Source organism: Flavobacterium sp. KACC 22761, assembly GCF_034058155.1.
Classification (GTDB): Bacteria; Bacteroidota; Bacteroidia; order Flavobacteriales; family Flavobacteriaceae; genus Flavobacterium.
Map to the genome: position 1 here is coordinate 267,847 of NZ_CP139148.1, position 17,480 is coordinate 285,326.

Sequence of the window (17,480 nt, forward strand, 5' to 3'; positions counted from 1 at the left end):
ATACAAATGAAAAATTCAATTTTAATTCTAGTTTTATTATGCTGCTCAATTGGTTTTTCACAAGAAAACCAAGTGAAATACGACGAAGCTTTAGCTAAATCTCTTCATGCTGATGAATACGGAATGAAGAAATATGTTTTTTGTCTTTTAAAATCGGGAAGTAATACAACCGCTTCGAAAGAAGAAACCCAAAAGCTTTTTGAAGGTCATATGGCCAATATCAACAAATTGGCAAAAGAAGGAAAACTGGCTGTAGCCGGGCCTTTCATGAAAAACGATCGAAATTATCGTGGTATTTATATTTTTAATGTTGAAACTATAGAAGAAGCCAAAGCGCTTGTTGCGACTGATCCCGCAATAAAAGCAAATTTACTAGAAGCCGAATTAACGCCTTGGTATTGCACTGCAGCTTTGCAGGAAATTCCAAAAATGCATGAAAAAATTGCCAAGACGAAAATGTAAATATGAAAACCGAAAAAGAAAAAATGATCTCTGGCGAATATTATAACGCCTTTGATCCAGAATTGGTAAAAGGCCGTCGTGCTGCAAAGAATCTTTTACATACCTTAAACGTAAAAGAATACCGAGTTACCAAAAAGGCAAAAGAAATTTTAAAAGAATTGATTCCAAATGCTGGAGCTGGTTTATATATTGAACCTCCTTTTCATTGTGATTATGGATACAATATTTTTGCTGGCGAAAATGTTTATTTCAATGTGAATTGTGTTGTTTTGGACTGCGCGCCTGTAAATATCGGATCAAATGTATTTATTGCACCAAATGTTCAGATTTACACTGCTTCTCATCCGCTTGACGCTGAATTAAGAAAAACATTAGAAAATGCTTATCCTGTTACAATTGGAGACGATTGCTGGATTGGCGGAAATTCTGTTATCTGCCCTGGCGTAACAATAGGAAAAGGATGTGTTATTGGCGCTGGATCTGTGGTTACAAAAGATATTCCAGACAATTCGCTTGCTGTTGGAAATCCGGCAAAAGTTATTCGAAAATTAAATCAAGAACCTGAATCCAAAAAATAATGCTTACCCTTAATAAAGTCCATCATATTGCCATTTTATGTTCCGATTACGAAAAATCGAAACACTTTTATACTCAGATTTTAGGTTTAACCATAATTAGAGAAATCTATCGAGAAGAACGCCAATCGTATAAACTAGATTTGGCATTAAATGGCTCTTATGTTGTCGAATTATTTTCATTTCCAAATCCGCCACAAAGACCTTCAAGGCCTGAGGCGGTTGGTTTAAGACATTTGGCTTTTGAAGTCATTAATCTGGAAGAAACGATTGCTTTTTTAAATTCAAAAAATATAGAATCAGAACCTATCAGAATTGATGAAACCACAGAAAAACGTTTCACTTTTATTGCTGATCCGGATTTGTTGCCAATTGAGTTTTACGAGAGATAAATTAAGTTATTTTTTAATCTCGCAAAGTCGCAGAGTCGCAAAGTTTTTTAAGTAAATTCTTTGCGACTCTGCGACTTTTCGAGCAATTTCTCTTCATTTTGCCAAGTAAAACACACGACAGAATTTTCTTGTTTATATTCATTTTAACACACTAAAATAAATATTTCCTAGAAAAAACCGATTTTGATGCTTAATTTTGTAACCCGCAGATAAAAAAATGCGAATCTTCAAATTTATAGTGATGAACAAAACGGCGCAAATCAAAAAAAATCATCAATTAATCAAACTTCGAAAATTAGTTATTGTTTCTATTTTAATTGGCTTTCTCTCCGCTTTTCTCGGAATTTCTCTAAAAAAAATAACGGAGTATTACGAAGAAATCTTCTTTCACGAAGTATCGGTTCACCCAATATTTTACGTCATTTTTCCCGTTTTCGGTTTGTCAGTAATTTATTTCTTAAGACAATACCTTTTCAAGAAAAAAGAAAACAAAGGAATCAAAGAAGTCTTTGAAAGTACGGCTTCAAAATCTAAAAATCTCCCATCTTATAAAATTCCATCACACTTCATAAACGGATTATTAACGGTTATTTTTGGAGGCTCAACAGGAATCGAAGTTTCTACAGTTGTAGCAACCGCAACCATTGGATCAGTCGCTCATGAAAAAGAGAATGTTTTTCGTCAATACAAAACCGAACTGATCTGCGCGGGAGTTGCCGCTGGTGTCACAGCACTTTTTAGCAGTCCAATTGCGGGAATTTTATTTGCTTTTGAGGTAATTTCCAGAAAAGTTACACGCGCTTTTGTTATTTCAAATGTCATTGCGGTTTCAATTGCTTTTTGTTTGTTAACCATTTTAAAAGAAGAACCATTATTTGCAGTTTCAATCGAAACATGGAATTTAAAAGCGATTCCATACTTCATTCTTTTAGGAATTTTAGCTGGAATTAATTCTGTTTATTTAACACGTTGTGTATTATTCTTCAAATCTCAATTTGGAAAAATTGATACACATTACTATAAAATTTTAATTGGTTCAGTTGTCTTGAGTGTCTCGTTATTCATTTTTCCACAATTATATGGTGAAGGTTATCATGCGATTAAAGGAATTTTTGGAACTCAAACGCAATTGACCGTAACTTTAGGATTGACTTTTATCGCAATCTTGATTCTGAAACCAATTGTAACCTCAATAACATTGGCTTCTGGTGGTGACGGGGGTGTTTTTGCACCAAGTTTATTTATTGGAGCCTTTTTAGGATTATTATTAGCTTCGGTTTTAAACAGCTTTTTCCATGTAAATGTACTTCCAATTAACTTTATGATTATCGGAATGGCCGCGGTTTTGAGTGCTAGCATTCATGCACCTTTCACCGCAATATTTTTAGTTTGCGGATTAACAAATGACTATACTTTGTTTTTGCCAATTCTTGTAGTTTGCTTGATTTCAAAATATACTGCAAAAATGATTTATCCTTATACCATATATAGTTACACTCCAAGCTTGACGAAATAATCTTAAAAAAAATAAGCATTTGCAAAAAACAAGCTCTAGCAAAGTATATTTAAAAACATAACGAGCAAAATAATACCGCAATACTATGCCTGTTCAAAAAATAAAAAGAAGCTACAGAAAGACACGCTACATTCTATACAAAGAAACTTTAGTAGATTATAAAGAACATTTTTGGTCATTTCTAGGATCTTTTGTCGGCATTGGAATTCTGGCATATCTTGAGTCTTCCCACTTTTACGGATCGGATGTTGTTTTCTTAATTGGCTCTTTTGGAGCATCAAGTGTTTTAGTTTATGGCATCATCCAAAGTCCGTTTTCGCAACCGCGAAATTTAATTGGAGGTCATTTGATTTCAGCTTTTATTGGCGTTACAGTTGGCAAACTGGTTCCTGATATTGTCTGGTTAACGGCTCCGCTTGCTGTTTCGCTTTCTATTATTTTTATGCAGATTACTAAAACACTGCATCCGCCAGGAGGCGCAACGGCTTTAATTGCTGTCACAGGTTCTGCACAAATTAAAGGCTTGGGATATATGTATGTGATTTCTCCTGTTTTAACCGGAGTCCTGATTTTGTTTGTAACGGCTCTCATTTTTAATAATATGACTTCAAGCAGAAGTTATCCTAGCCACAGTACCTATCATAAACATTATCATAAGATTCGAAAAAGATTGACTGGGAAGTAATCTCTATTTTTTATCGTACTGTCACCCTGAGTGGAGTCTAAGGGCTTTCCTATCGGTGCGGGGCTTCGACTCCGCTCAGCCTGACAATCCACATCAATTAATCAGAAAATCGAAAAAATCTTTTCAACAAATCGTAATTCAGAATTCGTATTTCGTTTTTTATATTTTACCTTTGACCTCTCAATAAAAACAAAGATTATGGTTTATAAATTTAGAGTTATTCTAGACGCCGAAGAAGATATTTTTAGAGACATTGCAATTCTTGAGGAAGATACTCTTGAGGATTTACACAATGCAATCTTCAATGCTTTTGGCTTTGACGGATCAGAAGTGGCTTCATTTTATACTTGTGATGATACATGGAATCAAGAAGATGAAATTCCGCTTTTTGACACAGGAGATGTTCCTGGCGAAATGAGAACCATGAACGATTATCCGTTATCTAGTATTTTAGACAAAGAAAACACAAAGATTATCTACGTTTATGATTTTATCAGCATGTGGACTTTCTTAGTTGAATTAGCTGCAATCGAAGATGAAGCTGTTGGAGCAACGTATCCAGAAACTTTGTTTTCTCACGGTGAAATGCCAGACGAAGCTCACGAAAAAAACTTTGAAGCCGATAACATGCACGACGATATCTATGGCGAATTTGAAGACGATTTAGACGAAGACGATCTTGACATGTTCGAAGGTGATGACAGCTTCGAAGATTATGGATTTGAGGAGAATTGGAACTAACGTTAAGTTGCTAAGATGCTAAGACTCTAAGATTCTGAGTTTTTATTTTTTTGAAAGATTTTTCTAATTTTTAGATTTGATTAAAAAAATAAGTTAATGAGTCATTTTAGAAAGATTTTGGTCTGGCAGAAATCAATTTCCTTAGTTACAAAAGTTTATAAAACAACAAGAACTTTCCCAAAAGAAGAAACTTTTGGATTAACTTCGCAAATACGTCGAAGTTCAGTATCAATTCCAAGTAACATTGCAGAAGGATCTGGAAGAGAAAGTAATAAAGATTTTTTACGATTTTTATATATTTCTCTCGGCTCTTTATTTGAAATGCAGACCCAACTTGAAATTGCAAAAAATATAATTTATATAAACGAAGAAGAATTTAACCTTTTATATGAGGACAGTAGAGAGATCGAAAGAATGCTAGCGTCGTTAATCAAAAAAATAAAAGACACTATCTAAAAAACTTAGTATCTTAGAAACTTAGAATCTCAGCAACTCAAAAAAATGATCAACCTTTTCAACACCCACATCGACACGCTGTCAATACACCGCGTAGGAAACAAGAGCCGTAACGAAGCGATTTTTTTATCAGAGCAACCGTTTAATCTTAATGATGAAATTGTTCCTTTGATTAAAGAATTCTTTTTTAAGCCTTTTAGAGAAAAAGAAGAAAACTATTATCAGTTTGCACACGAAGTGGACTTGGATTACAACGACATGTTTAAATATGCAACGGAGATTTTTGCTAATCCGTCAAATGTTCATGAGGTTTCTAAAAACATTACAAAACATTTATTTGAGCAGTCAAATCACCCGCATATTAAAAACGGAGAGGTTTACGTAACTTATTTGACCAACTTAAGCATTGATAATAATGTTGTTGATGCAATTGGAATTTTTAAAAGTGAATTACAAGCAGACTTTTTACAGTTTGAAGAAAACGGAAGCAATCTTGAAATGATTTTACAGCAAGGAATCAACTTGAGTAAGCTAGACAAAGGATGTTTGATTTTCAACTATAAAAAAGAAGAAGGATACAAAATCCTAACTGTAGACAGCAATCGTTATGACGCGCGTTACTGGTTAGAACACTTTTTATCTGTAGATGCTTTTGAAGATGAAAATTTCATAACTAAAAAATATTTAAAATTCTGTCAAAACTTCGCAAAAGATGTGGTTTTGCCAGCAGAAGACAAGAAAGAGGAGGTAATGTTTATGAACCGATCTGTGAATTATTTCGCTAAAAATGATCAGTTTGAAGAACAGAATTTCTTGAATGAAGTACTAGACAATCCTGATTTGATTCCTGAATTTAAAAACTATAAAGTTGATAAAGGAGAAAAATACAGCATCGAAGATGTTACCTCATTCCCTATTGCCAACGCAGCAGTTTCTGACGCTAGAAAATCGATTAAAAATGTAATTAATCTGGATACTCACATTCAAATCAAAATGGATTTTATTAATCCCGAAAGCGCAGAAAAATTTGTTGAAAAAGGCTGGGATGAAGAAAAACAAATGTATTACTACTTAGTTTACTTCAACAAGGAAGAGAAAAACTAAGGGTTTTCATTTTCTATTACTTACTTAAAACAGAAAACGGCAGTTACATTTGTAGCTGCCGTTTTTTATTTCAACAACATTTTTTCAAAAGTAATGATTCTAAAATTGTAGGTTATTTAACAAGTTTTTATATATTCGCCAACAACAATATTTAACCCTAAACTACTTACTTAAACCTACAGCCTCAATATGAGAATATTTTTCGGTACTCAAAATTTTAAAATAAAAGATATTTATCCTCACGAAATTGGCCTCAGCAACAATATTGGCTATACAATTGAAATTCGTCAAAAATATTTTCACATTTACTGGATTCCTTTTTTCGGAACTGGAAAAATTTGGGGAATAAGAAAAGATGGAGAATTATACGAACTTCCGGTAGAATACATCCGAGAAATAAAAAGACGAAATATCAAAGTACGAAGCCCTTGGTACACATATTCTATTCCGTTATTAGTCTGTTTTGGATTTTTTGCTTATTACCTAAGTGAAAAAATTAAGGAACACAATTATGAAAAACAGAATATTGAAAATTTTTCACAAAATGTCGTGAAATTAACTAAAGATATTGATGATCCTGCCACAAATCAATTCTATACACTTCAAGATACAAAAGACAACTCTTCAGATGCGATAATGTACCTGAAGGTTGAAAAAATCTATCATGATAAAATTATGTTTAGTCTCATTCCGGGGTTCTTTCTTAATTCATCGCAATTGGAACTGGACGAATGTTATAATGACAACAAAGGCAACTTAGACACGATTTCTATCTCAAAAGCTCTCTTAAAAAAAGCATTAAATCTCGATTATGAAGCTACAAAAGACTATAGTTATAAAGGTCAAGATTTGTTGGGGTCAAAAAAATTGTATGCGATAACTTCAATCGAAAGGAAATTCGAACCAAAAATCAACATCACACAAACCTATATTGATTATAAAGTAATTCAGATCGAATTAACGAACAGCAGTAGTGCTTTTAAAATTTTATCTATTAAGAATATCTCGAATTCAATACCATGGAATGCAAAATTACCGATGGAAATAAGTGCCGGAACAGAATCGAAACCAACAAAATTCACTCTGGAAAATACTGAAAACAGCAAATTCTCTTTCTACGGAAACAATAAATACAGTGCCGAAATAAAAATCCTGGACTCGAATAATATCGAATACACCTACCTAATCAGTGGAACAGGCACCATGAATTCAATCGAAAAAACTTAAACCCAAAATCATGAACTTTAGCAACCTAAAATGGTATTTATTCGCAGTCATTACAGTTTTTCTTTGTTTCTTTTTAATTCCTGAAACGCAGTACAATTCAAGCGGATGGGCAATCGGAATTGTAACTTCTCTATTAGTTGCATTTTTTATTTTTCTTGGCATCGCCGGAATTAATTCTCTTTCTGAATTATCCTATTTTAATTCCGAAAATCCAAATGCAGGCAATCCATTGATGTATATAGTGCCTATCGCTACATTTCTTTTCGGATCAATTATAATCAATAGTAATTTTAGCGGTCGTTTGGAGAAAAAAATCAAAAAAGAGGGTGTTTTTGGAACTGCCACTATTGACAGCGGTTTTTCTGAAACAACCGAATCATCTCGTAGCGGTTCACATACTGATTATACGCTTTCGCTAACTTTTACCTCTGCTGATCATAAAGTAAATAAAGTGGTAACCGATATTTCATCAGAAGCGTATCGAAAAGTAGGAGTCGGATTAGAGGTAGAAATTATTTATTTGCCACAAAATCCACAAATTTTCAGAGTTTTGGTTGATGACGAAAGCATCAAAAATTTCAAAAACATATCCAACAGAAGTTTAGAATTCAAGGATTTAGAAAAATTTATTACTGTAAAAGATGCGGCCAATTTAGAGAAATCTCTGAAACAAATTAGTGGCGGATGGAAACCACAAGAAAGTGAAATTGGTGGATTCGGATTTATCAATAACCTGAAAAAAGAACTTGTTTTTGTTCATCCATCAAACAAAATGTTGTTATATATACACAACAAGGATTTTGCAGTTGGCAACTTCAAAATACCTAAAGAACAAGTTATCAAAGAATTAAAAGATTCTACCGGCATTCAATATGAAACCGACAAATATTATATAAAGACGCATAGTAAATACGGAGAAGGAAACACTATGACTATGACTGTACTTGAAAACGTTACCATGCAATTAAAATAACTTTTCAATTTTCCTAAATAAAAAAAACGGCGGTTACATTTGTAACTGCCGTTTTTTATCACAATTGATTTTCTAAAAAAGAGCGAAAATCGATTTTAAAATATCATCATAAACTTGCTTGTCTCTCTCGCCTGCTCGTGCCAAAACTCGGATTCCCGAATAATTATTAAAGATAAAACGAGCTAATGATCGCGCCTCTTGCTTATCAGAAATTTGTCCCAAATCTTGTCCTTTTTTGATCGCTTGACAAAAAATATCTTCAACCGTTTTCTGATTATCATGAACAATTTTTGCAATTTCAGGATCGTGCATCGCCAATTCGACTGATGAATTAACCATAAAACAGCCTTTCGTAATTCGGTCTTGCAGACTTTCAGCAACTGCTTGTTTAAAGATTTCTGTAAAAGCCGTTTTTATATTTGCAGCATTTCCTAAAAACTCTTTAAGAATCTCATGGTTTTTCTGCTGATATCTTTTTAATGACTTTACAAAAAGCTTTTGCTTATCTCCAAAAGTATCATACAAACTAGAACGGCTCAATCCTAAATGATTTACCAAATCCTGTGCAGAAGTTCCATTGTAACCTTTATGCCAAAAAATCTCGATTGCTTTATCTAAAGCCTGATCTTCGTTAAATTCTTTTGTTCTAGCCATGATATCCAAAATTAAATTTCTTCACAAAGATACCAAAAATACAGAACAATCGTTCCTGAATTAGTCAAAAAAATTATACAACAGCATTGACAGTAAGTCCACCGTCAACTACAATTTCAGTTCCAGTAATGAACGATGAATCGTCTGAAGCCAAGAACGAAACTGTTTTTGCAATTTCAGCAGATTGACCAAAACGTTTTAATAAAATCTTTTCACCTAAAACAGTTCCAAACCCTTCTACTTCTTCTTTTTGCAAACCAAGTTTTCCATACAATGGAGTTTCAACTGGCCCAGGAGAAACAGCATTCACTCTGATTTTTCTTGGAGCCAATTCTGTTGCAAATACTTTATTTAGTGACAACACTGCAGCTTTACTTGCGGCGTAAACACTTGAATTTGGCATTCCAACGTGCGCATTTACTGAAGTATTAAAAATGATAGAACCACCGTCATTTAAAATTGGCAATACTTTTTGAACTGTAAAATAAACTCCTTTTACATTCACATTCATGATACTGTCATAATGATCTTCTGAAGCAAAATCAACTGGAGCAAAAGCTGCAATTCCGGCATTTAAAAACAAAATATCTACTTTTCCGAATTTTGTTTTTACTTCTTCAACTAAATTATCAATTGATTTTAAATCAGATTGATCAGCTACAATTCCAGTAACATTCAATTCTTTTTCTGCTTTTTCTAAAGCTTCTCTGTTTCTTCCTGTTACAATTACTTTTGCGCCTTTTGCTGCCAAATCAGCTGCAGCTGCATATCCAATTCCACTGTTTCCACCTGTTACTATAGCAACTTTGTTTTCTAAATTTTTCATTTTATTTGTTTTTTAAGTTATTGATTATTCAATTATTATGGTGCAAAGATATAATAACGGAACGATCGTTCCGTTATTATTGATGTTAATTTTTAGTTAAAATTTAGGTCGTCAGATTTTAACCCTTTATTTATAAAGGAAATAACTATGTGACTATAAATGAAAGAAATTACGAAATGTCGGCGATTCTTAATATTTGCTTAATTTTGTATTCCTAAAACAAAAACAGATGGAACGTCTTTTACCACATGAAAGTCCTTTCGAAACCATAATCTCATTTCATAAATTAATTGAATCTTTTGAGGAAATTGCTTTATCCAATGTCGATTATCGCTCCAACTACGCCAAAGCTATTCTGAAAGAAGTTGAAGCTTTTCCGGAATTCAGAACTGGGATTCATAATTATGACATCATAAAAAATAACGAAGGTTTAATCAAAAATATAACTGCCGATTTATTTCCTACCGCTTTGACGCATAACGAAATAAAGGCCATCACTATTCCTTTCCAAAATATTTCATTTAATTACACAGAACGTTTCAAAAAAATTCTGCGCAATGCTGGAGATGAATTTTACATGGAAATTCGTGATTTTGATGGTCATCAATTTTACATCAACAACTGCTGTTTGATTTTGAGCTATTATTACAATCAGCAAATTGATTTCAACCGACCTTTTTTCTACGATATTCCAGACGAAAGAGGAATAGAGAGACATTACAGAATCCTCTATAATGCAGATTTTATGGAAATCATGCCAACGGAAAGAGCTTTAGAATTAACACAGAACGATATTGACGAGTTAATTGACAATTATAATGATATCGAATTATGGAAATCTAAATTTCCGCCGAGAAGCTGGGTTTTAAAAGGTTTCGGAATTGTTTCTTTGTTTGATGCGACAACCGAAAGTGCCATTTCAAACTTAAAAAGTAATTTATTAAAACCTGATTCAACCCGCGTTACTTCAACTGACATTATTGAAAGTATTTTTAGATCAATATTTAGGATTCCGAGTTTAAAAGTGGGATTCATTATTTACAATCCGGAAGAAGAAAAATTTATACGACCAATCAAGTTCGACAATCAAATGCAGAGTTTTCTATTGAAAACAGATCAAGAAGTAGATTGTAAAAATGCTTTTTTTGGCTGTTCATTTGAAAATCTTTTAAACAATAAAGAGCCTTTTGTGATTTCGAATGTCGAAAAATTCATTGAAGAATCTCCTAATAAAAAACTTGGAGAACATTTATTGAGCCAAGGTATCAAAAGCTGTGTTTTTGCACCAGTCATCAAAGATGAACAATTATTGGGCGTTGTTGAATTGGTTTCTGAATATCCAAGAGATCTAAATAGTGTGAACGCCACAAAACTAGAATTGATTTTGCCATATTTAACCGATACTATTGATCGTTACAATACCGATATGCAACATCAAATCGAGGCAATTATTCAGCGTGAATATACCACGATTCACCCTAGCGTTTATTGGAAATTCAGAAAAGAATCTCAAAACTATTTTCAAAATATCAATCATACAAAAGATTATATTTTTAAAGAAATTGTCTTTAAAAATGTATATCCGCTTTACGGACAAATTGATATTAAAGGGTCATCTGAGCATCGAAATGAAACCGTGAAAATTGACCTGAAAAATCAATTGACCGCTCTTTTGGAAATTTTCGACAACCAAAAACCGAATTCGAACCTTGTGCTTTTGGAACAAAGAAAATTTGAATTGGAATCGCTTCGAAGCGAATTGGATTTTCCGCTAAAAGCAGATACCGAACAACATATTCAGCGTTATATTGAAGAAGAAATTCATCCGATATTAAAAAACACAAAAGGCAATGCCAAAAATGAAGAATTAGAAGCTTTGTATTTTGAAAGTTTGGATGAAAAATCGGGCTTGTTTTATCAAGAAAGAAAAAAGTTTGATAACGCAATGTCTATCATCAACAAAAAATTGGCTTCGGTTTTAGATAAAAAGCAATTAGATGCGCAACAAATTTATCCGCATTATTATGAGCGTTTTAAAACCGACGGAGTAGAACATAATTTATATATTGGCGCATCAATTTCGCCTACTAAGCCTTTCGACATCATGTATTTGCATAATTTAAGATTATGGCAATTGCAGACTTTGTGCGAAATGGAATTAGAACATCATCAGCTTAAGGAATCACTTCCGTATGAATTAGATGTTACGTCTTTAATATTAGTTTTTAGCGCACCACTTTCTATCCGTTTTAGAATGGATGAAAAACGTTTTGACGTTGACGGAACTTACAATGCAAGATATGAAGTCGTTAAAAAACGAATCGACAAATCGCATATTAAGGGAACAAACGAACGAATTACAGAGAAAGAGAAAATCACAATTGTTTATTCTCAAAACAATGAAGAAACAGAATACTTAAAATACATCAAGTATTTGCAACACAAAAAAATACTTGAACCTGCAATTGAGCAATTTGAAGTAGAAGATCTGCAAGGTGTTTCGGGATTGAGAGCCATTCGCGTAAAAGTCATCAATAACACGGTCAGTTCAACAACGAAAAAAATTACATATCAAGATTTATTAGATGAGCTCAACTAACTTAGTTGAGCTTTTTTTGTTGGCTGTAAATAGAACACGGATGAAACGGATTCGCTATCGCGAAGACGCGAATGAACACAGATTGATTTTTTAAAAATTAAAAATCCGTTTTATCAGTGTCTTCGCGATAGCGAATCCGTTTTATCAGCGTCTATAAATACACTCAAACTAAATCGACCTAAAAGCAATTACAAAAGCAATTACAGTAATAATTATTCCAACCATGAACAGATTATACGCAATTCGCAATAAGTTGTATTTGCGTTGCAAAACCAATCCTAGATAATATAAATCTTTTATCATAGTCGAATACAAATAATCTCGGTCTTTCATCATTTCATTCATTGCCCAATCGTATTCTTCAAAAGGCATTTTATAAAAATTTCCAAAAAACATCAAGTTCACTTTTTTAGCTTCAACATCGTCACGTGTAAAAAATCCTGAAGTCACTTTTGGTCGCGTTGAAAGAATCGCAAAAATGATTGTAACAACGCTCGAGATAAGCATTATAAAGGTAGGAATAACCAAATGCGCATTTTTCGGGCTGTCCAATTTTGGAATAATAGACGAAAGTGCAATCGAAATAATGATGGCATTTACAGACAATAAAATATTTGCTTTACTGTCGGCAATACCGCTTAAACGCGTATGATTTCCGAGCGTCACGCGAAATAAAGTATCAATTCCACGTTCTGGTTTATCAGCTTTTTCGGCTTTTTCTTTCTTTTTATTTTCTTCTTCAATTGCCGAAGCCGCTTTCAATTCTTGTTTGTTTATTTTCTTCTGAATCAAAGTCAGATTTTTTTCTTTCAAAGGTTGCCATTTTCTTAAGGCATAATCGGTATAAAAACGATGTTTATTCAATAGGAAATTCAAATTCTCTTTTGTCCATTCTGCATTCGAAAATGTCACAATCCCTGTATTTTTTAATTCTAAACGAAGCAATTCGCAAGTTGTAACATATTCTGTTCCCATTAAATGCGCATAATCAGCATCTTTAATTATTTTTTCTAAATGCGTTTTCGGCACATATTCCTTAGTTGTTGCCAAAATCAAATTTGAAACTTCAGCTATAAATTCATTTGATTGTCCTTTTTCCTTCAAAAAAGTTTCCGCAATTTTTACGCTTTCCTTTTCGTGATTCTCATAACCTTCAATATATCCCGTATCATGGAACCATGCAGCCACTAAAAGTGCTTTTTTATCATCATCATCAACGTTTTCTTTCTTGCACAACTCTTTTACCGCAGTAACTACTGTCAAAGTATGGTTAAAATTATGGTAAGAATATAAATTAGAAAGTTTATCTTTGAGTAAATTACCGACAAAATCCTCGGATTGTTCTATTAGATTCATAAAGAATATTTTTATACCACTAAATTATGAAATTGTTTTTGGATAATCATTTTATTGCCAAGATTAAAAACTATTCTTTGGCAATAACCGCCATAGTTATTTTATATTCCTGTGCAACACGTAAAGCACAATACGGAAAAAATGTAAGCGCCAACGAAACGGAAAACGCGACAGACACCATAAAAATTGCACATACCTTTTATTTGGTTGGAGATGCTGGAAACGCTGATGAAGCGCAAGCCCAGCAAACACTGGAGCTTTTGCATCAAAAGTTGAAGAAATCGAGCAAAAAATCAACACTTTTATTTCTCGGAGACAATATTTACCCAAAAGGTTTTCCTGCTGATAAAAATGCCGAAGACAAGGCTCTGGCCGAAACAAAACTGACCAATCAATTAAAATTAGCAGAAGGTTTTAAAGGAAAAACCATTTTTATTCCTGGAAATCACGATTGGTATAACGGTATCAAAGGCCTAGAACGTCAAGCCGATTTTGTAACCAAATATCTAAACGACAAAAAAGCATTCCTGCCTAGAAAAGCCTGCCCGATTGAAGATGTGAAAATTGACAGTACTGCAACGTTAGTCACAATTGACAGCGAATGGTTCCTGGAAGACTGGAACAATCATCCTACAATAAATGACAATTGCGAAATCAAAACCAGAGAAGATTTTTTTGACGCACTAGAAGGCATCTTAAATAAAAATCAAGAAAAAACAGTAATCATTGCCATTCACCATCCTTTGTTAAGCAACGGAACACACGGTGGCCAATTTTCAATGGAAAAACAATTATTTCCTTTGGAGAACAAAATTCCGCTTCCTATTATAGGATCTTTCATTAATTTGCTGAGAAAAACATCTGGTGCAAATCCGCAGGATCTTCAAAATAAACAATATACAATTTATGCAAAACGAATTAAAACGCTTTTGCAAAAGCAGAAAAATGTCATTGTCGTTTCTGGCCATGATCATAATCTGCAATACATCAGCAAAGAAAACATTCAGCAGATTATCAGCGGTGCAGGGTCAAAATCTGAAGCAGCAAGAGCAATCAGCGAAAATGATTTTTCGTATGGAGGAAATGGTTATGCAACACTAACTTTATACAAAAGTGGCGACGCAAAAGTTTCTTATTTTGGAAATGAAAACAACAAAGAAAAACTGCTTTTTGAGCGTGAAATCATAAAAGCCAAAGAAATTAATTGGGGTTCCGATATTCCAAATAATTTTCCTTCAAAAATTACGACTTCGATTTATACAAAAGACATGACCGATAAAAGCATGTTTCACAGATTTTTATTCGGGCAACATTACAGAAAATATTACAGCATGCCAATTGAAGCACGAGTTGCAACAGTTGACACTTTGATGGGCGGTTTGAAACCTATCCGTGAAGGCGGTGGTCACCAATCGATTTCTTTAAGAATGTCTGATCCAAAAGGTCGTGAATATATCATGCGCGCCATGAAAAAAAGTGCCACAACATTTTTACAATCAGTGGCTTTTAAAGATCAATACATTGTAAATGATTTTGAAAAAACATATACAGAAAACTTTTTGTATGATTTTTACACGACCTCTCATCCTTATGCATCGTTTGTAACAGGAAGTATGTCTGATCAAATTGGCCTTGCACACTCAAACCCAATTTTATACTACATTCCGAAACAAAATGGCTTAAAAGAATTTAACGCTGGCTACGGAGATCAACTATATATGGTTGAAGAACGTCCTGCCGACAATCATTTGGATGCAAAGAGTTTTGGAAATCCATCAGACATTATCAGTACTGATGATATGATGTTGAATCTTCATAAAGATGAAAAATATTCTGTTGATCAAAAAGAATATATAAAAGCGCGTTTGTTTGACATTTTAATAGGCGATTGGGACAGACACAGCGATCAATGGCGCTGGGGCGAATACAAACAAGACGGCAAAGTTGTTTACAAACCAATTCCGCGCGATCGCGACCAAGCTTTTGTGAAATACGATGGCGCTTTGCTTTCGTTGATAATGAACATGCCTCCGCTTCGTCATATGCGTACTTTTAAAGGCGACAGAATCAATGTAAAATGGCTTGGAAGAGAACCTTATCCACTTGATTTGGCATTTTTAAGAACAGCCGAAGAAAAAGATTGGATCGAACAAGCAAAATATATTCAAGAAAATTTATCAGATGCTGATATTGATACCGCTTTTAAAAATATGCCAAAAGAAGTTCAGGACGAAACTGTTGATGAAATCAAACAAAAATTAAAAAGCAGAAAAAAAGATCTTCAAAAATATGCTGCAGAATATTTTGATGTGTTGAGTCGTACTGTAATGATTGCCGGAACTGATAAAAAAGACAAATTTGTAATCAATCATAACGCCCAAAAAAGCATCGAAATTCAAGTTTATCGTGTTAAAAAAGAAGGAGATGATTTGGTTTACACCAAAACAGTAACCGATGATAAAACGGTTAACTTATGGATTTATGGACTTGATGATAACGATATTTTCGAAGTAAAAGGAAATCATAAATCAAATATTAAAATTCGTTTGATTGGCGGTCAAAACAACGACACTTATAATATTGAAAACGGACGAAAAGTGATTGTCTACGATTTCAAATCAAAAGAAAACACCTATAACTTGTCCCGAGGCCTCGGTACAAAGGCAAAAACACAACTTACAGACGATTATGATGTGAATTTGTACAATTACGAAAAGCCTAAATACAATTTTATTGCTGGTTTCCCAAGTATTGGCTATAATCCTGATGATGGTGTAAAATTAGGTTTTAACTTAAATTATACTGTAAATAATTTCAAACAAAATCCTTATACGCAAAAACACATTTTAAACGGTTTCTATTATTTTGCAACAGGAGGTTTTGAGTTGACTTATGCAGCACATTTTCCGGGATTATTAGGAAAATGGGTAATTGACGTTGATTCACAACTGACTACACCAAATTTTGCGATGAACTATTTTGGCTACGGAAACGAAACTGTAAATAATGATGACGAATTTGGGATGGATTACAACAGAGTTAGAATTAGAAAATTTACTGTTGCTGGCGCTGCAAGACATGTCGGGCGTTTTGGAAGCGAATTCAGCATACAGCCAATTCTTCAAAGATTAACGGTTGAGGAAACTGAAAACCGATTTATTGATATTCCAGGAATTATAAATCCAAATGTATTTGATAGCCAAGTTTATGGTGCTTTAAAGGCGAAATATGTTTTCAAAAATTCTGATTTTGTGGCAAAACCAACGCTTGGAATCTATTTTATGCTTTCGGGAATGTGGGCTACAAACTTGAGCGATACCAAACAAAATTTCCCAACGCTGGAAAGTATTTTAGGTTTTACGCATAAAATCGATCATAACGGAAAATTAGTTTTGGCTACATTTCTTAAGGGAAAAGCAATCTTGAACAACAATTTTGATTTTTATCATGGTGCAACTTTAGGAGGCGACACAGACTTGCGCGGTTATAGAAACGAGCGCTTTTTAGGAAATTCTTATTTTTCACAAAGCTCTGATCTGCGTTTCACTCTTGGAAAAATCCACAAAACTGTTGCTCCTTTAACCTACGGAATTCTGGGTGGATTCGACTACGGAAGAATCTGGCTTGATGGCGAAAATTCAAGAAAATGGCATCAAGATTACGGTGGCGGATTATGGCTGAATGCGATTAATCTTGTAACAGCTAGAATATCTTATTTCCAATCTCCTGATGAACCTGGAAGAGTTATTTTTGGAGCGGCTTATAGCTTTTAAAAAAAAAGACGCTAAGATACTAAGGTTCTAAGATGCTAAGTTTTTTATAGCAACCGAATAAAAAAACGTCCACGAATTCACGAATCTTTGTGGCAAATAATTCGTGAATTCGTGGACGTTTTTTTAATACTATATTAAAAC

Annotated in this window: 15 protein-coding genes; 12 read left to right on the plus strand and 3 right to left on the minus strand. The window is 33.5% G+C overall.

The genetic code is table 11. The features are described from left to right. The first annotated feature begins 6 nt into the window (after positions 1-6). The 10 genes from SCB73_RS01130 (at position 7) to SCB73_RS01175 (ending at position 8,131) form a co-directional block, all read left to right on the plus strand. On the plus strand, positions 7-462 hold the full coding sequence (locus tag SCB73_RS01130) for a YciI family protein (RefSeq protein ID WP_320568361.1): 456 nt from the start codon (positions 7-9) through the stop codon (positions 460-462). 2 nt (positions 463-464) lie between these two features. Beyond that, complete coding sequence (locus SCB73_RS01135; RefSeq protein WP_320568362.1) at positions 465-1,040, plus strand: sugar O-acetyltransferase; 576 nt, start codon at positions 465-467, stop codon at positions 1,038-1,040. Further along, on the plus strand, positions 1,040-1,429 hold the full coding sequence (gene gloA2 / locus SCB73_RS01140; protein ID WP_320568363.1) for an SMU1112c/YaeR family gloxylase I-like metalloprotein: 390 nt from the start codon (positions 1,040-1,042) through the stop codon (positions 1,427-1,429). The genes SCB73_RS01135 and gloA2 overlap by 1 nt, the downstream gene beginning before the upstream one ends. 217 nt (positions 1,430-1,646) lie before the next feature. Then, positions 1,647-2,945, plus strand: a complete 1,299-nt coding sequence (locus SCB73_RS01145) for a chloride channel protein (RefSeq protein ID WP_320568364.1) — start codon at positions 1,647-1,649, stop codon at positions 2,943-2,945. Positions 2,946-3,030: 85 nt separating this feature from the next. Next, on the plus strand, positions 3,031-3,630 hold the full coding sequence (locus SCB73_RS01150) for an HPP family protein (protein ID WP_320568365.1): 600 nt from the start codon (positions 3,031-3,033) through the stop codon (positions 3,628-3,630). 198 nt (positions 3,631-3,828) lie between these two features. Next, positions 3,829-4,371, plus strand: a complete 543-nt coding sequence (locus SCB73_RS01155; protein ID WP_320568366.1) for an IS1096 element passenger TnpR family protein — start codon at positions 3,829-3,831, stop codon at positions 4,369-4,371. 96 nt (positions 4,372-4,467) lie between these two features. Next, positions 4,468-4,827 carry a four helix bundle protein gene (locus SCB73_RS01160; RefSeq protein ID WP_320568367.1) on the plus strand — a complete coding sequence of 120 codons (360 nt, stop codon included), beginning with the start codon at positions 4,468-4,470 and terminating at the stop codon, positions 4,825-4,827. A gap of 45 nt (positions 4,828-4,872) precedes the next feature. After that, positions 4,873-5,931, plus strand: a complete 1,059-nt coding sequence (locus tag SCB73_RS01165; RefSeq protein WP_132989752.1) for a nucleoid-associated protein — start codon at positions 4,873-4,875, stop codon at positions 5,929-5,931. Positions 5,932-6,120: 189 nt separating this feature from the next. Beyond that, positions 6,121-7,158: a hypothetical protein gene (locus SCB73_RS01170; protein WP_320568368.1), complete on the plus strand. Its 1,038-nt coding sequence runs from the start codon at positions 6,121-6,123 to the stop codon at positions 7,156-7,158. Positions 7,159-7,168: 10 nt separating this feature from the next. After that, positions 7,169-8,131: a hypothetical protein gene (locus tag SCB73_RS01175; RefSeq protein WP_320568369.1), complete on the plus strand. Its 963-nt coding sequence runs from the start codon at positions 7,169-7,171 to the stop codon at positions 8,129-8,131. 72 nt (positions 8,132-8,203) lie between these two features. Here the strand turns inward: SCB73_RS01175 and SCB73_RS01180 are convergent, their stop codons facing one another. Both SCB73_RS01180 and SCB73_RS01185 read right to left on the minus strand, forming a co-directional pair. After that, positions 8,204-8,785: a TetR/AcrR family transcriptional regulator gene (locus tag SCB73_RS01180; RefSeq protein WP_320568370.1), complete on the minus strand. Its 582-nt coding sequence runs from the start codon at positions 8,783-8,785 to the stop codon at positions 8,204-8,206. Positions 8,786-8,858: 73 nt separating this feature from the next. Beyond that, positions 8,859-9,611, minus strand: coding sequence for a glucose 1-dehydrogenase (locus tag SCB73_RS01185; RefSeq protein WP_320568371.1), 753 nt, complete (start codon positions 9,609-9,611; stop codon positions 8,859-8,861). Between the two features lie 229 nt (positions 9,612-9,840). Here SCB73_RS01185 and SCB73_RS01190 point away from each other — a divergent pair, with 229 nt between their 5' ends. Next, entirely contained in the window at positions 9,841-12,210 is a 2,370-nt protein-coding gene (locus tag SCB73_RS01190) for a GAF domain-containing protein (protein ID WP_320568372.1), read from the plus strand. A gap of 168 nt (positions 12,211-12,378) precedes the next feature. Here SCB73_RS01190 and SCB73_RS01195 read toward each other — a convergent pair whose 3' ends face one another. After that, positions 12,379-13,566 (minus strand): Pycsar system effector family protein, encoded by a 1,188-nt coding sequence (locus tag SCB73_RS01195; protein ID WP_320568373.1) that lies wholly within the window; start codon positions 13,564-13,566, stop codon positions 12,379-12,381. A 26-nt stretch (positions 13,567-13,592) separates the two neighbouring features. On the opposite strand from SCB73_RS01195, the gene SCB73_RS01200 reads away from it, so the two are divergent. Continuing rightward, positions 13,593-17,339 carry a metallophosphoesterase gene (locus tag SCB73_RS01200; RefSeq protein WP_320568374.1) on the plus strand — a complete coding sequence of 1,249 codons (3,747 nt, stop codon included), beginning with the start codon at positions 13,593-13,595 and terminating at the stop codon, positions 17,337-17,339. Positions 17,340-17,480 lie beyond the last annotated feature (141 nt).